Consider the following 18,985-nt stretch of genomic DNA (forward strand, 5'->3'; position numbering starts at 1 on the left):
GTCAGACCTTTTCTGCCACAAGCTTTTCGATCCCAGCAATGATCGCGGCGACATTTGAGATGTCAAAGTCACTGGCCGTTGGTTCATTGGCATTGAACGGAACGGTAATGTCGAACTCTTCTTCGATGGCAAAGATACTCTCAACCAGCCCCAGGCTGTCGATCCCCAGATCTTCGAGCGTACTTTCGGGCGTCACATCCGAAGGCTCCAACACGGCTTGTTCGGCAATGATGGCAATGACGCGGTCGGTGATGCTCATATCGATCCTCTGATTATCACGTTGAATGTGATTTAATCGCTCGGAGGCTGTTTGGAAACAGCCTTTTTCAACGCCTCCACGTCACGAAGCATCCGCGGCAATCTGCGCTGCGCCTTATAGACATCAGTAAAGGTTTCCATCTTCACAGCCGGGTAGCCCATCAACACACGACCGGCAGGTACGTTTGACAGGATTTTGGTACCACCGCCGACAATCACCCCGTCGCCAACGAAAATATTGTCCGAGACGCCTGACTGCCCACCCAGAACCACGTTATTGCCAAGCTCAACCGAACCGGAAATACCAGACTGACCACACAGCAGACAGTCATTACCAACGCGCGTGTTGTGGCCGATATGGACCTGATTATCCAGTTTTGTGCCATTCCCGATGCGGGTATTACGAATGGTCCCGTTGTCGATCGTACAATTCGCACCGATCTCGACATCGTCGCCAATTTCCACAGAACCAAGCGAATGAATGCGCAGCCAGCTTTGCGCGCTGGCGTCTCCTGCATCCCCCAAGGTCTTGCGCGCGTTCTCTACCCCCGATACTTCGGGCGTAACAAAACTGAACCCGTCGCTACCGATCCTTGCCCCTGGTTGCGCGATAAAACGATCCCCGATCTGCACACGGGCACCAATGCTGACCATTTCGCGCAGAACGGCGTCTTCGCCCAACACAGCATCCATGCCTATGACGCAATGCGGTCCGATATTCGCCCCTCTGCCGACCCGGGCCCGTGCACCAATGACTGCCAGAGGGCCGATTGAGACCCCATCTGCCACATCCGCAGTTGGGTCGATGACTGCCGAAGGGTGAACCCCGGACCCAAAGCCCTGCCCTTTATCCAGCATGGAGGTGATCCCGGCCATCGCCATGCGCGGTCGTCGAACGAATATTGCTGCCTTAAGTCCCAACGCCTGCCAGTCAGCACCTTCCCAAAGGATGGCGACCTGCGCCGAACCCGATCCCAGATCCTCGGCATATTTCGGCGACATCGCCATCGCCAGATCGGTGGCAGTTGCATCCGACGGTTCAGCAGCAGCATGTACGACCAAGCTGGCGTCGCCCTGGAACTCAGCGTCAAGGGCATCTGCGATTTGTTGAACTGTATATTTCATGTGGGGCTTCCCGGAACTAGGACCTGCCCCCGGTGATTACCCCTGAACGTCCGGCAGGACCACCCCTGCTTTCTGCAGAGCATTCCAGATTTTCTGATCACGGCCATAGACGTCGCGTCGGTACTGTACCTCACCTTTCGGGCCAATAAAGGCAGTGCGGTAAATCAAGTGGACAGGAACATGCTGCTCAAGTTTCACAGTGGTCTCTTTTCCAGTCGCGAGAATCCGATGGAAAAATGCCTTTGGGTTTTCTTCTTGCTTCGCCAACAGTGCGTAAGCGAATTCGAAAGGCTGCGCCAATCTGATACAGCCATGCGAGAAGGCACGGGATTCCCGAGCGAACAGACTTTTCTGCGGTGTATCATGCAGATAAATGTTGTGCTTGTTGGGGAACATGAACTTCACCAGCCCCAGGGCATTGCTTTTGCTGGGCGGTTGGCGCATCGCAAATGGAAAGTTGCTTGCGGTGAACTGGGTGAAATCTACTGCCCCGCGATTGACCTGGCGACCACTGCGATCGGTAATCTGAATATGCCCGACGGCATTTGGATTGGACTGCAGCTTTGGCAAGTATTCCTTGGTGATGATCGAGCGTGGAACATACCAGCTGGGGTTAATGACCATATGCTCCATCTTGTCGGAAAACTCGGGGCTCCGACGATCATGGGTGTTCTTGCCGATCACAGCGCGGGTTTCAAAGGTAATAAAGCCGTCATCAACAATCTTGGCTGAGAAATCAGCCTGATTGACCAGAATGTGGCGTTCACCGCGCTCGCGCGGCAACCAGCGCTCACGCTCCAGCGCGACATAGACGGCCTTCAGACGTTCCGAGGCAGTGCGGTTCAGCTCAGTAATTGTGCCCGGACCCGCGACGCCATCTGCGGCAAGACCATGTGCGGTCTGAAACCGTTGAACACCTGCCAGCAAGGCATCGTCAAAAACCGGACTGGCGGTTGGGTTCATAAAACCCATTTCAACCAATCTGTTACGCATCGCTATTACGGCGGGTCCCGTGTCTCCCAGCTCTAGCTTTGCTTGCGGAACAGTAGTTCCCCAACCGCCTTGGCGAACCAATTCTTCCAGCGCAAGTTTCTGCTTCATCAAAGCCCGGTACTGGGTCGAGCTTGGCGCCAACTGATCGAAATAGGCTGCATCCTCCGAGGTCGTCAGTCCACGCAGATGCCCTGCTGTCGAGGTCGGCTCGACCTTCCTGACCAATCCATCGTCTATATCGGATGGGCGTAAAAGGCCTGTCCTCATGTCCTGAGCATAGGCTGCAAAAACGCGCGTCAACTCGACCTCGACGGCCCCAAGCTCACGCGCTGATTTTGCTGATTGAAGCCGGTCAACCAAGCCCTGCGCATCATAGGCGTTCGCGGGTAGCCCGTGTAATTCGACCGCAGAAAGCCCCTCAATCAACCGTTGACGACGTTCAGCATGTGCAGCCGTGTCGCCAACCCAAACAGGTACGAATCCTCTTTCACGGTAGAAATCGGCAATCTCAGACCCGGAAGGTGCAAATTCGGCAACCGCCATCTGGAATGCGGTTTCAGGCTTGGCCTCAGTGTTCGCCATCGCCGAAGACGTCAGAAAACATGCGGCCAAAGCAATACCGGTGCTTGCACGAAGAACAGAGAACATTTGGAGCCCTTGAATTTTCTATATAATACGCCGTTTCAGGCAATGCCGAACAATTATGGTTTTGCTTGAAACCCATTGTCTATTCACAAATGCATCAATTTCGTGCTTATACCCAAGCGTGATGCTTGTTTGCATCGGACAGGTTTCCGCGACGGCCTAAGACGTTGGATCTTTGCCATTTTGCACCACCTGCGCAAAAAACTGCCGAAATTTCCCCCTTGAAAAGATGAATTTGAAAGACTTCTTGGCCGCCCTTCACGACTGTGTCATAAATCCCTCATCTGGGATGGGAATAAATTAATACAGCGCGCGTAACATCGTGTGCAGGCAGGAACAGTACGGGACGAAACACAAAATGACGACGAGCAGTTCCTCGGGTTTGACCCGGCGTGCTTTATTGGGCGCATTCGCAGCTACAGCAGTTGTAGCAACTCCAACCTACTCCAATGCAGCAGGATTCCTTCGTGGCGGTGGTGATATTCGCCGTATTCGCATGTATTCCGGACGCACTGGCGAGCGGATCGATATGATCTATTGGGTTGACGGTAAATACATCAAAGACGCGGTCAAAGAAGTGAACCACTTCATGCGCGATTGGCGCACCGACCAGGCCAAAGATATGGACCTCCGCACGATCGACATCATGGCGGCGTCGCATAATCTGTTGGATGTCAACGAACCCTATATGCTGCTGTCGGGCTATCGCTCGCCACAGACCAACGCGATGCTGCGGTCACGGTCGCGACGTGTTGCCAAAAATTCGTTGCACATGAAAGGCCAGGCAGCCGACCTCCGCCTGTCATCTCGTTCGGTCTCGCAAATGGCCAAAGCGGCGATGTCTTGCCGTGCTGGTGGTGTTGGCAAATACCACCGCTCGAACTTCGTGCATATGGATTGCGGTGTGGTAAGAAGCTGGGGCGGTTGATCCGCCCCGCCCGTCGTCAAGAGAAGTTTGTCGGTCACGTAACCGTTTGAATGAGCAGATTTATCTGCCATTGCGGAGGTGCCATTCCACTCAGGCAGCCTCATAAACCCTGCGCAAACCGGCTGTTGCAGGTGATCTTCAATACGAGCCCAAATATTCAAGAAATGGCGCACCTGAGAGGATTCGAACCTCTGGCCTCTGCCTTCGGAGGGCAGCGCTCTATCCAGCTGAGCTACAGGTGCCTGAGCCGTTAGCTAACCTTGTTCCGGGCCGGGTGCAACTGAAAATCGACCCGGATCAAACAGGTTTCACGCGAACAGATCATGCGCAAGTTCAAGCGCTTCGATCAGGGTATCGACCTCATCTTTCGAGTTATAGAGACCAAAACTGGCGCGGCATGTCGCGGTGACTCCGAGGAAATCCATCAATGGTCCAGCACAATGGTGCCCGGCCCGAACAGCGACGCCCTTTTTATCCAAAATCGTCGAAATGTCATGTGCGTGGCCTGCACCGTCCAAAGTGAAGCTAAAGATCGCCGCTTTGTCCGGCCGTGTCCCCTGAAGCTGAATCCAATTCAGCCCTGCAAACCTCTGCATCGCATAGTCTCGGATCCCGGCCTCATGAGCAGCAACGTTGTCCATCCCCAAATCCATCAGATAGTCCAGAGCGACGCCCAGTCCGATGGTTTGCACGATGCCAGGAGTTCCCGCCTCGAATTTCATCGGTGGATCATTGTAGATCACCTGATCCTTGCTGACCTCTTTGATCATGTCACCGCCACCGATAAACGGGCGCATTTCGGCCATCCGGTCAGATTTGATGTAAATCGCTCCCGATCCCGATGGGCCATAAAGCTTATGCCCGGTGATGGCGTAGAAATCGCAGCCGATATCCTGGACATCGACCGGCATATGCACGGCGCCTTGACTGCCATCCACCAGCACCGGGACGCCTTTGGCATGGGCGCCTTCGGTGATTGCTTTGACATCCACAACCGTGCCCAACACGTTCGAACAATGGGTCACCGCGACCAGCTTGGTTTTTGGACCGATGGCATCAATGACAGCTTGCGGATCAAGCCCGCCCTCCGCATCCACATCCACCCATTTCAGCACTACTCCCTGACGCTCGCGCAGGAAATGCCAGGGTACGATGTTTGCATGATGCTCCATCACACTCAGGACGATCTCGTCCCCTGCCTGAAGACGCGGCATCGCCCAGCCATAGGCGACCAGATTGATGCTTTCGGTCGTGCCCGAGTTCAGAACAATTTCATCTTCATCCGTTACGCCCAGAAATCGGGCAATAGTTCCACGAACGGATTCGTATTTCTCGGTCGCCAGATTGGACAGATAGTGCAGCCCGCGATGCACATTTGCATATTCTTCGGTATAAGCCCGCGTCACAGCGTCAATGACAACCTGTGGCTTCTGAGCTGATGCTCCATTGTCCAGATAGGTCAGCGGCTTGCCGTTTACCTCTCGGGATAGGATCGGAAAGTCAGCGCGAATTTTCTGCAGATCGAACATCGTATTTTTCTTCCCTAGACCGGGCCGTTGGGTGTGAACATGAGGACAAATGAAATTGAAATCAGTGCGGATAACAGAATGACCCCAAAAGATTTCAGCATCGAGTTGAACTTATGAGCTTCATTCAGGAAGTGCATTGAGACGTAAAGGCTGACAAGTGCGGTCGCCAGCAAAAACATGACCATCATAAATGGAACAACCATCGAAACGATCAGCGTCACCGACATCGCTGCGATCTGAAGGAATTGCAGCCAGATCGTCAGGATCAGGATATCTTTGAATGTCGCAACGCCCCCGATAGTACGACCAACAAAAAGAAGAGCCACCACGCTGAGCAGCATCGCGCCTGACGAACGCAAAAGGTTCAGAATAACAGGATCAGAAACGGGAAGCGGTTCACCCTGCGGGACAGGGACCATCTGTTCGATACCAATTTGGATGGCACCGTTCAGAACGACAGCCAGAAAGAATGCCAGCCAGACAACTTCACGCCCGGGACGCAGATCCAGCAGCCGTCTTGCCGCTTCGGCAGGGTTGGTCAGGGTCAGAACAGCAATCTGACTCAGCACAGCCGGATTCATTCCGCATACCTTTGCGCTTGCCTAAGGCCCGAAAACCAGAACCACAGGAATACGACGAACCAGACCAACCCGACAGTGGTCATGGTTGTCCCCGGACCGATAAAACCAGCGACAAGGCCGTTCAGCAAAATCAACGGCGTCGAGGATAGCAACGCCCAGAACAGAGCCAACCTTGCGCCATAGGCAGTCCCCTTACCGCCGAACAGACGCGCCGCACCGTGGGACACGAAGGCCAGAAGGTAGAAGAACAGCGGCAAGATAATGACCGTTCCAAGCAAGGCACCGCCCAACAGCATGTTAAGCTCGAGGTCTTCGAGATGCGCCCGCCGCGACAAACGTGGCAGTTGCGCAATGAATGCCACCACGCAGAACGCCATTACAAAGACCAAAGCGCGGTCCTCACGTTCGCCCAAATCCAGAAGCCGGCTTACAACCCGGCCTGGTCCACGGTATGTGGCCACTATATCCGACGTTACCGGCATCAGCTTCGCCGAGAAAGCCAGCCTTCAAGGCGGTCAACCATAGCCTCCGCAAGGCCTTCATCCTCGATCTCTTCCACAGCCTCGGCCAGGAACGACAAGGTCAGCAAATTTGTTGCCTCTTTGACGGGCACACCCCGAGACCGCAGGTAGAACAGAGCCGTTTCATCAAGCGCACCTGATGTCGAACCGTGCGAACAGACAACGTCATCGGCATAGATCTCAAGCTCGGGCTTGGCGAGGAACTGACTATCATCATCGAGTAGCAAAGACTGGCTGATCTGATACCCGTCTGTTTTCTGGGCGCCCTCTTTCACAAGGATCTTGCCCTGAAACACGCCGGTCGCGCCGTTCCGCAGCACCTTCTTGAACACCTGGCGGCTTTCGCAACCAACCGCGTCATGGGTGACGAATACCGTGTCGTCATGGTGAAAGTCGCCATCTCCGACGCAGGCACCGGCGACGTGCGCCACCGCATCATCGCCGGTCAATTCGATCACCTGTTCGTTCCGGGTCAGAACACCGTTCATGGTCAGGGTGAAGGATTTGTAGACCGAATTGGCACCCAACCGTGTAAACATATGCGTTGCCGCACGACGCTCGTGGTCACGACCCTGGGCCCGCACATGGTGCAGCGAGCCACCATCGGCAACGTCAATTTCCATACATTTGTTGAAACGCGATGCCGCCGGCCCGTTTTCGAGAATGGTAACCTCGGCGTCAGTTTCGACCCGCACTACGTGATGCAGGATCGCATCCGAATCCTCGGACGCATGGCGATAGATCAGGCTGATCGGTTTCGATGGCTTACCGGTCACATGGATGGCCACGCCGTCTGATGCAAATGCGGTGTTCAATGCGGCCAGAGGGCGCTGAACCGGGACTTGTCCATTTGCTTCAAGAACGCCGTACAAGTCTTTGGCCCAATGGATATCTTTGCAGCAAATATCTTCAAGCCGGTCGATCGAAACACCTTCGAGTGTCAGATCATCGGACTCTTCGGGATTGAACACTCCGTCAACGAAGACAATCTTCAAGCGGTCGAATTCATCGAACATTTGCGGCTCGTCCGACTCGAACAGCGCCGCATGCGCTGCATCAGCCGATACGAGCGTATCGGGTTGGGTGTATTTCCAGTACTCGTCGCGCCGGCTGGGCAAGCCCATTTGACGCACACGGGCAATCGCGTCCTCGCGCGCAGCGCGAGTACATCCGGCATCGGGCAACGACAGGACGGCCAACCGCTCCTCTGTCGCAGTCTGTTTTGCTTGGGGCAACGCCATCAGTTCACCTCGGCCAAAATGTCGGCATAACCGTTGTTTTCAACCTCAATTGCCAACTCGGGACCGCCAGTTTTTACAATCCGCCCATCGGCCATGATATGTACGACATCAGGTTTGATGTGGTCCAGAAGGCGCTGATAATGCGTGATAACAAGGAAGCCACGCGCTTCGTCGCGCAGCGCGTTCACGCCCTCGGCAACCAGTTTCATCGCGTCTACATCCAAACCGGAATCTGTCTCGTCCAGAATGCACATTTTGGGCTCGAGCATGGCCATTTGCAGTATTTCGTTGCGCTTTTTCTCACCGCCAGAAAAGCCAACATTCACAGGGCGCTTCAGCATATCCGCATCGATCTTTAACGATTTGGCCTTGGCGCGCACCTCTTTCAGGAAATCGGCTGCTGAAAGCTCTTCTTCCCCGCGGGCCTTGCGCTGTGAATTCACAGCGGTGCGCAGAAAGGTCATGTTGCCAACGCCCGGGATTTCAACCGGATATTGGAACGCCAGGAAAACACCGGCTGCTGCGCGCTCTTCCGGTTCCATCTCGAACAGGTTCTCACCACCAAGGGTCGCCGAGCCTTCGGTCACTTCATACCCATCCCGGCCGGACAGCACATAGCTGAGTGTCGATTTGCCCGAGCCATTCGGCCCCATGATCGCATGTACCTTGCCAGCCTCAACCTTCAGGTCGACACCTTTGAGGATTTGCTTGTCTTCTTCTTCAAGTTTGACGTGCAGGTTTTTGATTTCCAGCATGTTTATTTCCTTTGGCGTATCGCAAGAGGGTCATGCCCCCTGTATGTTCTGAATTCAGGGAAAGTCGGGATTAACCCACAGATCCTTCGAGACTGATGGCCACCAACTGCTGGGCCTCCATCGCAAATTCCATTGGCAGTGCCTGTAGCACGTCCTTGCAGAACCCGTTGACAACAAGGGCCACGGCCTCTTCCTCGTCCATTCCGCGCTGACGGCAATAGAATAGCTGATCATCATCGACCTTCGACGTCGTCGCTTCATGCTCGACGCGCGATGAGTTGTTCTTGACCTCGATATAGGGCACCGTATGCGCCCCGCATTTGTCGCCGATCAACAGGCTGTCACACTGGGTGTAATTGCGGCTGTCCTTGGCTTTCGGATGCATCGAGACCAACCCGCGATAGGTGTTCTGTGCCTTGCCCGCGCTGATCCCTTTCGAAACGATCCGAGACTTGGTGTTCTTGCCGAGGTGGATCATCTTGGTGCCAGTGTCGGCCTGCTGATAGTTATTGGCAATCGCGATCGAATAGAACTCACCCTGGCTTTCATTGCCGCGCAGGATGCAGGACGGGTATTTCCATGTCACGGCCGAGCCGGTCTCCACCTGCGTCCACATTACCTTGGACCGGTCGCCGCGGCAATCCGCGCGCTTGGTCACAAAGTTATAGATGCCGCCCTTGCCATTCTCATCCCCGGGGTACCAGTTCTGAACGGTCGAGTATTTTACCTCGGCATCTTCCTCGATAATGATTTCGACCACGGCAGCATGCAGCTGCGCAGTGTCGCGCTGAGGCGCAGTACAGCCTTCCAAGTAGCTGACATAGCTGCCTTTATCGGCAATGATCAGGGTGCGTTCAAACTGACCGGTGTTCTCCGCATTGATGCGGAAATAGGTGCTCAGCTCCATCGGGCAGCGTACGCCCGGCGGGATGTAGACAAATGACCCGTCCGAGAACACGGCCGAGTTCAGCGTGGCATAGAAATTGTCCGATACCGGAACCACCGTGCCAAGGTATTTCTTGACCAGCTCGGGGTGCTCTCTGATCGCCTCAGAAATCGAACAGAAGATCACTCCGGCCTTTTTCAATTCGGCCTGAAAGGTTGTGCCAACGGACACCGAGTCGAACACCGCATCCACGGCCACTTTGCGCCCTTCGGCGGGCATATCCTCGGCACCTTCGACGCCAGCCAGAATCATCTGTTCTTTCAGTGGGATACCAAGCTTTTCGTAAGTAGCCAGCAGCTTCGGATCCACCTCATCCAGCGATTTCGGCTTTACCTCCATCGATTTCGGACGGGCATAGTAATACTGGTTCTGAAAGTCGATTTCGGGATAGCTGACCATCGCCCATTTCGGCTCTTCCATCTTGGTCCAGCGTTCGAACGCGGCCAGACGCCATTCGGTCATCCATTCCGGTTCTTCATTCTTGCCCGAGATCAGACGGACGATATCGGGGTTCACGCCTTTTGGGGCGTATTCCATCTCGATATCGGTGTTCCAGCCGTATTTATAGGTTCCGGCCTCGCGCACCGCATCAACGGTTTCCTGATCGACACCTTCTTTTACCTGAGTCTGGTCCAAAGCGGCCATGACTTATCCTCCGTCAGATCACGCGGCACGCGCGCGATGCTTTTTCTCTTTTTCCAGCCACGTATCCGCAAAACGCAGCACATCATCTTCTGTCGTCCAAGGGCCGAGCGATACGCGAATTGCGCTGGCTGCCGTTACCTCGTCATATCCCATTGCCGTCAGAACTCGGCTGGTCTTTACCTTGCCACTTGAACAGGCCGAACCTGCGCTGATCGCAAATCCAGCCAGATCCATCTGCATAACCTGCGTCTCCCCTTTCCATCCGGGAGTTGCGAAACACAAAGTGTTGGGGAGTCGCTCCTGATCTTTCCCGACAAAAATAGTCGCTTTCGATCCGGCCTCAAGTGCGTTCTCTAGAATATTTCTAAATTTAGCAACATTTTCCCAAACACCGTTAGCCAGATCTTTCACTGCGGCCTCGGCAGCGGCACCAAAACCCGCGATTCCAACAACGTTTTCCGTCCCGGAGCGCCGGCCCATTTCCTGCCCGCCGCCAACCGCAAGCGGGTTGATGTCCAGCCCTTGTTTTAGGATCAGGGCGCCAACACCCTTAGGACCGCCGATTTTATGCGCCGAAAGAACCGCCATATCCGCATCGCTCCAGGCGAAGGAAAAGGGAATACGGCCAACAGCCTGTGTAATATCCAGCAACAACCAATCGGCGCGCCGTGCGCCATAGGGCCACTGACCTTCGACCTTTTTCGGTGGCAAGGTAACGATACCTGTTTCCGAATTCGCCAACCCCATTGCTAAGATGTGACCAGGTCCGAACGGGCGTTCGTTGCAGTTCGATAGATCAAGATGCGACCAAAGCGCGTCATGCGCCGTTGCATCGACGAACACATCGCAATTATTCGGTCTATTCTGCAGGACCCGAGCCGCTTCGGTCGCACCTGAGGTGAAAATAACTTCCTGCGGTCGGCACCCGACAGCTTCGGCCACCTGCGACCGTGCACGCTCGACCATGGCCTTTGCCCCTCGTCCTTCAGCGTGAACCGACGAAGGGTTACCGATCTGATCCATTGCCGTGATCATCGCATCGCGCGCTTCGGGGCGAATTGGCGTTGTGGCGTTATGATCCAGATAAACACGATTCATGGATGCACCTTTTGGCAGCCAAAGGGACTTGGACAAAGCAAATTCATCTTACTCGTCCACGACCGCAAACAGATTAGGAACAGCCGGACAGGGCGCCAAGTCGTTCCTGATCACATCAGAAAGCCGCGTTTGATGCAGAAACACATAAACATGGGCACTCAGCCCTTCCCACAATCGGTTGGTCAGCGATTGCGCACGACTGCCCGATGAGGCCCCGGATGCCCCTGCCCCTTTTTTCAACGCGTCTACAGTTTCGTCGACGGCGGACAGAATTTCGACTACACGGATTTCCGACGCAGGGCGCGCCAACCGATAACCTCCGCCCGGACCGCGCACTGACGAGACAAGCTCGGCCCGGCGCAGCTTTACGAACAGCTGTTCAAGATAAGGCAACGAGATGTCCTGCCGTTCGGAAATTTCGCTCAGCGTTACCAGTCCGTCAGAAGACTGAAGAGCGATATCAGCCAAGGCCACCATCGCGTAACGACCCTTGGTCGAAAGCTTCATTCTCATTCCCTTATGGCAGTTAACGCGCGAAATCATTGACGCCGCCGCTGCCAGTGCGTATCTCCGACTGACAGCGCCCTTGCGCCGACTATCACAATTAGAACCGTTCTAAGGTGTCCGACGATTATCGTCAAGTATTTCCGGACACCCAGAAGAAAAAGACAGGACCTATGCACACATGCCCGAGGTGATTTTTCCCGGACCCGAAGGCCGCCTGGAAGGCCGCTACCACCCGCAAAAGGAAAAAGACGCACCGATCGCCATCGTGTTGCACCCGCATCCTCAATTTGGCGGGACCATGAACAACAAGGTGGTCTATAATCTGCACTATGCGTTCTACAACATGGGTTTCACCGTGTTGCGGTTCAACTTTCGCGGTGTTGGCCGCAGCCAGGGCGAATATGACCAGGGCGTAGGCGAGCTGAGTGATGCGGCATCGGCACTGGACTACCTGCAGTCGATGAACAACAATTCGAAACACTGCTGGGTCGCAGGGTTCTCGTTCGGAGCCTGGATCGGGATGCAGCTGCTTATGCGCCGCCCTGAGATTACCGGTTTCATCAGCGTTTCTCCGCCAGCCAACATGTATGATTTCTCGTTCCTGGCGCCCTGCCCCTCTTCGGGTCTGATTATCAACGGATCCTCTGATCGGGTAGCCCCGCCTGCAGACACCACTGCATTGGTTAACAAGCTGCATGAACAGAAGGGCATCACAATCACCCATAACGAAGTTGAGGGTGCAGACCACTTCTTTCAGGATCGCCACATGGATACGCTGATCACTGATGTAAGTGACTATGTGAAACGGCGGCTGACAGAGAACACGCGCTAATGTCCGACACGATCATCAGGCTTGCTTCCAAGCTGGCCGAAGACACAATGAAAGTGATGGACGAAACCGGAAACGACCGCTTCTTCATGGAAGTTGGCGAAGTGATCGGGGCGTCCTCACAAACATTGGAAGAAGCATTCCTGACCGAGATCCGTGTCCGGATGGCCGAACGTAAGGCCCGCAAGTTTGTCGTCGAGAAATTGACCGAACATCGGTCAAAACTGAAAGCTATAGAAAAACAATGACGCAAAGATTGTCCGCGCAAATCGACTTCCTTAAACGCGCGGACAGGCTGAAATCTGTCAATCGCGCCAACGCCTTGTTGGATCAGTCCCGCCCAGAGAACGCGGCAGAGCATAGTTGGCAACTGGCGCTTTGGGCCCTGGTTTTGGAACCGCTTGCCGGGTCAGGCGTAAATATCGACCGGGTGATCAAAATGCTACTGCTGCATGATCTGGTCGAAATCATCGTAGGCGATCACCCAATTCACTTGAAAACAGATTGGAAAGCACTGGAATTGGCGGAACAAACAGCTGCTGAAGAGCTGTTTGGCATGCTGCCTGCGGATCAGGCCACGACGTTTCTTGCTCTTTGGCAAGAATTCGAAGCCGACGCCACGCCGGACGCGAAATTCGCCAAGATTCTGGATCGGTCGCAACCGATGTTTCAGGTGCTGTGTGCAGAACGGCCAAACCCAGAGCATTTAGCTGTCGTGAATGACAACCTGAAACAAGGTCGCGCTGCCTATCTGCAACAAGCTTTCCCGGACGCATATAATCTTGCCCAAGCACTGCTGAATGGAGGCAAACTCGAAACCTCCGAGCTTTCTTTGCGTTTGGGTTTCTTGTCCGAAACTGACCAACTCAAATCGGTTCAGCGCGCATCGCGTCTGCTCTATGATAACCGGTTTGAGAATTCAGCCGAACATTCCTGGCACATCATGCTTTTTGCCTGGGTCCTGTCCGAATATGCAGCCTCATCCGTTTCTGCAAACCGCGCCCTCAGAATGCTTTTGCTGCACGACATTGTTGAAATTGACGCCGGTGATCACCCAATTCATGGGCAGGTCGACCACGCGGCACAAGCCGCCGAGGAACTTGCTGCGGCGCAAAGGTTGTTTGGAATGCTCCCAGAGGTGCAAAATCAAGAATTCATGTCGATCTGGCAGGAGTTTGAACAGGCTGAAAGCCCCGATGCCTGTTTCGCCAAAGCGATTGATCGCTTCCAAACCCCGGTTGGCAACCTCGAGACAGGAGGCGGTTCCTGGATTGATTACAACGTCACATACGAACAAATCCACAGCCGTGTGGGCACGGTGATTATTCCCGGTGCACCAGCCCTGTGGGCATGGCTGGATCCGTTGCTTCGGGGTTACTTTTCTGAGACTGCAGAAGGCTGAAAACACAGCGGAAAAAGGAGCATAACACCCCTTTTTCCTGTATTCGGCAGTCGCTTAAACCGATGTACCAATCAATCGCTCAACATTTCGGGCTGCTTTTGTTTCGACGGACCCCCCGCCAGCAAGCCACCCAAGCGCAACAATAAGTGCCGAAAGAGCGATGACGTATTTCGCAAATTTCGTCATGGCGATACTCATAAAAAAACACGATAAAACCCGGACAAAGTATCACATTGCCGAAAATCCACATAGTCGGGTAATCCTGACCCCTGACGGATGCCTGTAAACTCCTGCTATCGCTTGCGCGTATCGGTCATTTCGTGCTCAACCCAATGCAACCTTATTGAATGCGAGACCACCGTGCCCAAAGCATATCTTCTACTGCTGTTGGCAGTTGTTGCCGAAACGATTGGTACAACTGCACTTCAGGCCAGCCAGCAATTCAGCCGGTTCTGGCCGTCAGTGCTTGTGGTTGTTGGCTATGGAATTGCCTTTTATCTGATGGCCCTCACGCTCAAATACATGCCGGTTGGTATCGTCTATGCAATCTGGTCCGGTCTTGGAATCGTGCTGATTGCCATCATCGGTTTCATTGTCTTTGGTCAGAGGCTGGATTTACCCGGGATTGCTGGACTCAGCATGATTTTGGGTGGAATACTAATCATACACCTCTTTTCCGGTACAGCAGGACACTGACGATCGGTTAGGGCTGGCATATTTCGCCGAGCCGCGTTATGCGCGCGTCAACTTCCCGTTCAAAGGCTGACCTCTCATGGACCTGCGCAATATCGCAATCATCGCTCACGTGGACCACGGCAAAACGACGCTGGTCGATGAGCTGCTAAAACAATCCGGTGCGTTCCGGGAAAATCAGGCTGTCGCAGAACGCGCCATGGACAGCAATGACCTCGAGCGTGAGCGTGGTATCACCATCCTTGCAAAGGCCACTTCGGTGGAGTGGAAAGGCACGCGGATCAATATCGTCGATACGCCGGGCCACGCCGATTTCGGCGGCGAGGTTGAACGCATCCTCAGCATGGTCGACGGCGTTGTCCTGCTGGTCGATGCTGCCGAAGGTCCGATGCCGCAGACCAAATTCGTGACCTCCAAGGCGCTGGCGCTGGGTCTGCGTCCGATTGTGGTGCTGAACAAAGTCGACAAGCCCGACGCCGAACCAGACCGCGCGCTGGACGAATGCTTTGATCTGTTCGCAAACCTTGGTGCCGATGACGATCAGCTTGATTTCCCTTCAATGTACGCCTCAGGCCGGTCGGGCTGGGCAGATATGGAGCTGGAAGGACCCCGCAAGGATCTGTCAGCACTGTTCGACCTGATCGTTGACCACGTCCCTGCTCCCAAACAGATCGAACGCAAGGGCGAACCCTTCCGGATGCTTGCCACGACACTGGGCAGCGACCCGTTCATCGGCCGCATTCTGACTGGCCGTGTCGAAAGTGGTACGCTTAAGGCAGGTGACACCCTCAAGGCGCTCAGCCGGGACGGAACACTTATCGAGAACTTCCGCGCCTCAAAAATCCTGGCTTTCCGCGGTCTGGGGCAGCAACCCATTGATGTGGCCGAGGCGGGCGATATCGTCACCATCGCAGGTATGAGCAAAGCGACCGTGGCAGATTCGCTTGTTGCCCCGCAGGTCGAAGACGCTCTGCCTGCGCAGCCGATCGACCCGCCGACAATCACAGTGACCTTTGGTATCAACGATTCGCCCCTTGCCGGCCGAGACGGTAAAAAAGTTCAGTCCCGTGTCATTCGCGACCGCTTGATGAAAGAAGCAGAATCAAACGTCGCCATTCGCATTACCGACACTCCGGGCGGTGAGGCCTTCGAAGTTGCGGGACGCGGCGAATTGCAGATGGGTGTTCTGATCGAAAACATGCGCCGCGAAGGGTTCGAGCTGAGCATCTCTCGCCCACAGGTCCTGTTCCGCGAAGAAGACGGACAGCGCCTGGAGCCCATCGAAGAAGTCACCATTGACGTGGACGACGAGTATTCCGGCTCGGTCATTGAAAAGATAACAGGTGTCCGCAAAGGTGAACTGGCCGAGATGCGGCCTGCTGGTACAGGCAAAACCCGCATCATCGCCCATGTGCCGTCACGCGGGTTGATCGGTTATCACGGTGAATTCCTGACAGATACACGCGGTACTGGCGTTTTGAACCGTGTGTTCCACGACTGGGCACCGCATAAAGGACAAATTCCGGGCCGCCGCGCAGGCGTTCTGATCTCGATGGAGAACGGACAGGCAGTTGCATATGCCCTTTGGAACCTCGAAGAGCGTGGCCGCATGTTTGTTGGCCCTCAGACCGATGTATATCAGGGCATGGTAATCGGCGAGCATTCGCGCGACAACGATCTTGAGGTTAACCCGCTGAAGGGGAAAAAACTGACCAACGTCCGGGCCAGCGGATCGGATGACGCTGTGCGCCTGACACCCCATATTCAGTTCTCGTTGGAAGAGGCGATCGCCTATATCGACGATGACGAACTTGTCGAAGTGACCCCGAACGCAATCCGTCTGCGCAAACGCTTTCTGGATCCGCACGAGCGCAAGCGTATGGCAAGATCTGCCTGATCATTGCAGTGATGCAGTTCACAGATTGGAAACAATAACACAATCGTGACATATTTGCGCACACGCGTATTAAGGCCCATCCTGGAAGGCTCGCTCTCAAAGCGGGCCTTCTTTTTGTTTTACCTACACTTTCTTCTTTAAGTTGTTTCACTTTTAACATTCACAATTTTAGGAAACTTGTAATTCTGGCTCAAAAGGGATGTATTTGTGTCCAAAGTATGGCACCTGTTTGCCTGCCAAGTTTTGAGTAATGAGTATCAAGGAGTAGCGCCATGCGCATTAAGTCTCGCTTACTTTCAATAGTATTTGTTTCAGCAACATTCCCAGTTATTTCAGCTGTATCCGCTTCAGCTTCAGACATGTGTACAATACGAACAGCCAAACAGTCGGTATCGACTGAAACGCTTTGTGCATGTTCTGTTGTAGACGCCCGGATGCTGCGCTATTTGCAGCGACGCTCAGATTTCGAGGACATCTTGTCCCGTACATTGGAGAGTTGCCCAGCTTTTGCAGCAGTTCTAACTGACTTTCCAACCGCATCTATTCTCGGAAATGAGCAACGATCAGGAGACGGCCCTGCTGATGAAAATGGCGGTGGTGGTTCCGGCGGCGGCGGCGGTGGTACCGGCGGTGGCGGCGGGGGCGGTGGTACCGGCGGCGGCGGCGGCGGCGATGGTGACGACGGCGACGATGGTGATGACGGCGACGGTGGTGACGGCGGTGACGGCGGCGACGGTGGTGACGGCGGCGACGGTGGTGACGGCGGCGATGGTGGTGACGGCGGCGAAGGTGGTGACGGCGGCGAAGGTGGCGACGGCGGCGAAGGCGGCGAAGGTGGCGACGGCGGCGAAGGTGGCGACGGCGGCGAAGGTGGTGACGGCGGCGAAGGCGGCGACGGCGGCGAAGGTGGTGACGGCGGCGAAGGTGGTGACGGTGGACCCAAGGGCAACCGTTCTGGCCATAGCGACGGAACCAATCCAGGCGGCCAATCTCAGAACCCGAACGGTACCAACAATCCGGGCAACCCTAAGTAAGCTAATTTAGTACTACAGAAAATGGCGAAGCTGCTGCTTCGCCATTTTTGCATTCTAACCAGCTGAGATTAGCTTTCCTCAGCTTCTGCCGAAGACCCCAACCCATTTACTGGGCCGCCGAGGGTCCTGCATCCGCAGAAACAGATATCGTGTCGCCGACCAGGGCTTGATGCGGTTGGTCAAGTTATCCAGAACCAGATCGCCACTGGCCGAGCGATAAACCAAAACCGCATGAGAATTTCGCTGCGTATCCAGTACAGTTGCGATCAAAAGTTTGCTCGGATCGACGCCCGCACGGATAAGATCCCTTTTCTTCAACAGAGCAAAGTCTTCGCAATCTCCACCGCGCGAAGTCGGCAGTGCCCAACGTTCACGAGTTCTATATTGGGCCTGATCAGTAACTGAGCGGGTGGTCGCGTTTACCTGCCGGTTGACCTTTTTGATGATCTGCATCTCTTGCTGGCTCGACATTGAATTCGAAGCCTTGCTGGAACATGCCCAAGAGTATTGACGGCACAGTTGCCGCGCTCCAGACGGCGGGGGCGATGATGCGACTGTGCGGATAAAGTTGCCTTCCCGCGCTTGCGCATCTGGTGCCACAACCGAGGTCCCCAACACCAATGCGAGGATTCCTAAAGTTCTACCAAAACCAGTCCAGATCCGCGCATTAACGGCCCTAAATTCCGTACCCATGGTCGCCATGCCTGTCCCTCGATCCGTGTTTTCCCTGCGATTGCCGCAAAACAGGACCATATTCCGTTTTCCGAAACTATCGGTAAACACGCCTAATTGTGCAATCTGTCTCAAATCTTGCAACGAAAAGAGGCGGAATTCCGTCATTGAAAATGGCATTTTTGGGTAAGAATCTGGCGCTGCTCGCCACATTCGAAACACGAACCCCTTGGCAGGCCCGACATCAAGACCTGTTAACTACTTGTAAATAAAAAATTTATGGGACTTCAGGTCGACGCTTGCCGCAACGTCATAATTGGGCGGCCATCTTTTGGCTGAAAACCGCCCAATGAATAAGCTGACAGGGGTATTAAATCCCTGATCGCACGGGGTGATTCTAATCTGTGATCTCTACGACCACCAATTCCCGCTCACTTGCACCACGCGCGTGATCCAGTGCTTGCTGATATTCCACCGAATTATAACACTCTACAGCGGCTTCCAATGAGGGGAATTTGGCGACAACGTTGCGCGGCCGTTCTTTGCCTTCCAACTGCACGTATCGCGCCGCACGCGCGATAAACGTACCACCGTGTTTGGCAATCGCAGGCCCGGCGAGCTCGGCATATTTTCCATAGGATTCGGCGTCAGTAACACTGACATGTGCAATCCAAAGTGCGGACATT

General features: G+C 54.7%; 20 protein-coding genes and 1 tRNA gene. 6 read left to right on the forward strand and 15 right to left on the reverse strand.

The genetic code is table 11. From position 1 onward, the window contains the following. Window position 1: 1 nt before the first annotated feature. Genes AC2FLE_RS04550 through AC2FLE_RS04560 form a run of 3 tightly spaced genes read right to left on the reverse strand, consistent with a single transcriptional unit; the run spans window position 2 to window position 3,024 of the window. On the reverse strand, window positions 2–259 hold the full coding sequence (locus tag AC2FLE_RS04550; RefSeq protein ID WP_142633752.1) for an acyl carrier protein: 258 nt from the start codon (window positions 257–259) through the stop codon (window positions 2–4). A 32-nt stretch (window positions 260–291) separates the two neighbouring features. Beyond that, window positions 292–1,383 (reverse strand): UDP-3-O-(3-hydroxymyristoyl)glucosamine N-acyltransferase, encoded by a 1,092-nt coding sequence (gene lpxD / locus AC2FLE_RS04555; RefSeq protein WP_271947158.1) that lies wholly within the window; start codon window positions 1,381–1,383, stop codon window positions 292–294. 36 nt (window positions 1,384–1,419) lie between these two features. After that, complete coding sequence (locus AC2FLE_RS04560; RefSeq protein WP_496695488.1) at window positions 1,420–3,024, reverse strand: L,D-transpeptidase family protein; 1,605 nt, start codon at window positions 3,022–3,024, stop codon at window positions 1,420–1,422. Window positions 3,025–3,379: 355 nt separating this feature from the next. On the opposite strand from AC2FLE_RS04560, the gene mepK reads away from it, so the two are divergent. Further along, window positions 3,380–3,949 carry a peptidoglycan L,D-endopeptidase MepK gene (mepK, locus tag AC2FLE_RS04565; RefSeq protein WP_142633747.1) on the forward strand — a complete coding sequence of 190 codons (570 nt, stop codon included), beginning with the start codon at window positions 3,380–3,382 and terminating at the stop codon, window positions 3,947–3,949. A gap of 165 nt (window positions 3,950–4,114) precedes the next feature. Here the strand turns inward: mepK and AC2FLE_RS04570 are convergent. The 9 genes from AC2FLE_RS04570 to iscR form a co-directional block, all read right to left on the reverse strand. Beyond that, window positions 4,115–4,191: transfer RNA gene (locus tag AC2FLE_RS04570), tRNA-Arg, on the reverse strand. Window positions 4,192–4,257: 66 nt separating this feature from the next. Then, a complete protein-coding gene (locus AC2FLE_RS04575) occupies window positions 4,258–5,478 on the reverse strand; it encodes a cysteine desulfurase (RefSeq protein ID WP_496695490.1) in 1,221 nt (406 codons plus the stop codon). A 14-nt stretch (window positions 5,479–5,492) separates the two neighbouring features. Beyond that, window positions 5,493–6,059: a YIP1 family protein gene (locus AC2FLE_RS04580; RefSeq protein WP_496695491.1), complete on the reverse strand. Its 567-nt coding sequence runs from the start codon at window positions 6,057–6,059 to the stop codon at window positions 5,493–5,495. Then, on the reverse strand, window positions 6,056–6,541 hold the full coding sequence (locus AC2FLE_RS04585; protein WP_142633741.1) for a YIP1 family protein: 486 nt from the start codon (window positions 6,539–6,541) through the stop codon (window positions 6,056–6,058). The genes AC2FLE_RS04580 and AC2FLE_RS04585 overlap by 4 nt, the downstream gene beginning before the upstream one ends. Beyond that, window positions 6,541–7,821, reverse strand: a complete 1,281-nt coding sequence (gene sufD / locus AC2FLE_RS04590; protein ID WP_496695493.1) for a Fe-S cluster assembly protein SufD — start codon at window positions 7,819–7,821, stop codon at window positions 6,541–6,543. Before sufD ends, AC2FLE_RS04585 begins: the two co-directional genes overlap by 1 nt. Then, complete coding sequence (sufC, locus tag AC2FLE_RS04595) at window positions 7,821–8,576, reverse strand: Fe-S cluster assembly ATPase SufC (RefSeq protein ID WP_496695495.1); 756 nt, start codon at window positions 8,574–8,576, stop codon at window positions 7,821–7,823. The genes sufD and sufC overlap by 1 nt, the downstream gene beginning before the upstream one ends. A 70-nt stretch (window positions 8,577–8,646) precedes the next feature. Continuing rightward, entirely contained in the window at window positions 8,647–10,167 is a 1,521-nt protein-coding gene (gene sufB, locus AC2FLE_RS04600) for a Fe-S cluster assembly protein SufB (protein WP_496695497.1), read from the reverse strand. Window positions 10,168–10,185: 18 nt separating this feature from the next. Further along, entirely contained in the window at window positions 10,186–11,265 is a 1,080-nt protein-coding gene (locus AC2FLE_RS04605; RefSeq protein WP_496695499.1) for a cysteine desulfurase family protein, read from the reverse strand. A gap of 48 nt (window positions 11,266–11,313) precedes the next feature. Beyond that, window positions 11,314–11,772, reverse strand: a complete 459-nt coding sequence (gene iscR, locus AC2FLE_RS04610; RefSeq protein WP_142633731.1) for a Fe-S cluster assembly transcriptional regulator IscR — start codon at window positions 11,770–11,772, stop codon at window positions 11,314–11,316. A 178-nt stretch (window positions 11,773–11,950) separates the two neighbouring features. Between iscR and AC2FLE_RS04615 the strand changes: the two genes are divergently transcribed. From AC2FLE_RS04615 to typA, 5 genes are all read left to right on the forward strand, one after another. Continuing rightward, window positions 11,951–12,604 carry an alpha/beta hydrolase gene (locus AC2FLE_RS04615; protein ID WP_142633729.1) on the forward strand — a complete coding sequence of 218 codons (654 nt, stop codon included), beginning with the start codon at window positions 11,951–11,953 and terminating at the stop codon, window positions 12,602–12,604. Next, complete coding sequence (locus AC2FLE_RS04620) at window positions 12,604–12,849, forward strand: hypothetical protein (protein ID WP_142633727.1); 246 nt, start codon at window positions 12,604–12,606, stop codon at window positions 12,847–12,849. The genes AC2FLE_RS04615 and AC2FLE_RS04620 overlap by 1 nt, the downstream gene beginning before the upstream one ends. After that, on the forward strand, window positions 12,846–14,003 hold the full coding sequence (locus AC2FLE_RS04625) for an HD domain-containing protein (protein ID WP_496695502.1): 1,158 nt from the start codon (window positions 12,846–12,848) through the stop codon (window positions 14,001–14,003). The genes AC2FLE_RS04620 and AC2FLE_RS04625 overlap by 4 nt, the downstream gene beginning before the upstream one ends. 360 nt (window positions 14,004–14,363) lie before the next feature. Continuing rightward, window positions 14,364–14,699, forward strand: coding sequence for a DMT family transporter (locus tag AC2FLE_RS04630; protein WP_142633723.1), 336 nt, complete (start codon window positions 14,364–14,366; stop codon window positions 14,697–14,699). A gap of 76 nt (window positions 14,700–14,775) precedes the next feature. Continuing rightward, window positions 14,776–16,593: a translational GTPase TypA gene (gene typA / locus AC2FLE_RS04635; protein WP_496695504.1), complete on the forward strand. Its 1,818-nt coding sequence runs from the start codon at window positions 14,776–14,778 to the stop codon at window positions 16,591–16,593. A gap of 563 nt (window positions 16,594–17,156) precedes the next feature. Here the strand turns inward: typA and AC2FLE_RS04640 are convergent. From AC2FLE_RS04640 to AC2FLE_RS04650, 3 genes are all read right to left on the reverse strand, one after another. Beyond that, complete coding sequence (locus AC2FLE_RS04640; RefSeq protein ID WP_496695506.1) at window positions 17,157–17,555, reverse strand: hypothetical protein; 399 nt, start codon at window positions 17,553–17,555, stop codon at window positions 17,157–17,159. 150 nt (window positions 17,556–17,705) lie between these two features. Then, window positions 17,706–18,512: a transglutaminase-like cysteine peptidase gene (locus AC2FLE_RS04645; protein ID WP_496695508.1), complete on the reverse strand. Its 807-nt coding sequence runs from the start codon at window positions 18,510–18,512 to the stop codon at window positions 17,706–17,708. Window positions 18,513–18,696: 184 nt separating this feature from the next. Further along, window positions 18,697–18,984: a DUF1330 domain-containing protein gene (locus AC2FLE_RS04650; RefSeq protein WP_496695510.1), complete on the reverse strand. Its 288-nt coding sequence runs from the start codon at window positions 18,982–18,984 to the stop codon at window positions 18,697–18,699. Window position 18,985: the final 1 nt, after the last annotated feature.

Source organism: Ruegeria sp. CDSA077 (assembly GCF_059612265.1).